Source organism: Haloferax sp. s1 (assembly GCF_058382125.1).
The window spans coordinates 423-1,064 of the sequence record NZ_JBZRPK010000484.1 but is presented as its reverse complement, the minus strand read 5'-3'; the positions used below and the strand labels follow the sequence as shown (position 1 = coordinate 1,064).

1 pseudogene is annotated in these 642 nt (G+C 63.2%); it reads left to right on the top strand.

From position 1 onward, the window contains the following. Positions 1 to 642, top strand: a pseudogene (locus QT222_RS07480) (thiamine pyrophosphate-binding protein); the annotation flags it as partial.

The following is a 642-nucleotide window of genomic DNA, read 5'->3' as shown; positions in this document are numbered from 1 at the left end:
TGCCGGAGACACCCGCCCGGGCCGCCGGTGTCACCGGCTCGTTCGGACACGAAGGTGCCAATCAGGTGGTCAGCGAAGCAGACGCACTGCTCGTCGTGGGCTGTCGGATGAATCCGATGGACACGAATTGGCAGGCGGCGAGTTTCATTCGCCCGGACGAGCAAGCAATCATCCACGCTGATATCGAAACCCGAAACGCCGGGTGGGTCTACCCCGCCGATGTCGGCCTTATCGGCGACGCCGGACAGTCGCTTGCGGCACTCGTCAGCGCAGGAAGCGGACAGAATGGCTGGGCAGTCGACCGCGCTGCTGAAGCCCGAACGGACTTCACAGTTCCTGAGTGCGACTCTGACCAGCGTCCGATTCTCCCACAGCGTGCAGTCGCAGAAATCAACAAGATAGTCGACGAGGAGACGATTGTGACGGCGGATTCGGGGAACAACCGATTTTGGCTCCTCAATTACGTGCAGACGCCGGCGGTCCGAACCTACTTCGGCAGTGGCGGGGGCGGGGGGAGAGGGGGGGGGGTAACCGCCCGGGTCCCCGCGGTGACTACCAGCCACACGAGGGCGGTGGGAGCTGTCACCGACGACGGGATGTGCAGGAAAAATAAGTGTGAGGGAAGAGCGAGCCTCTGTGTGG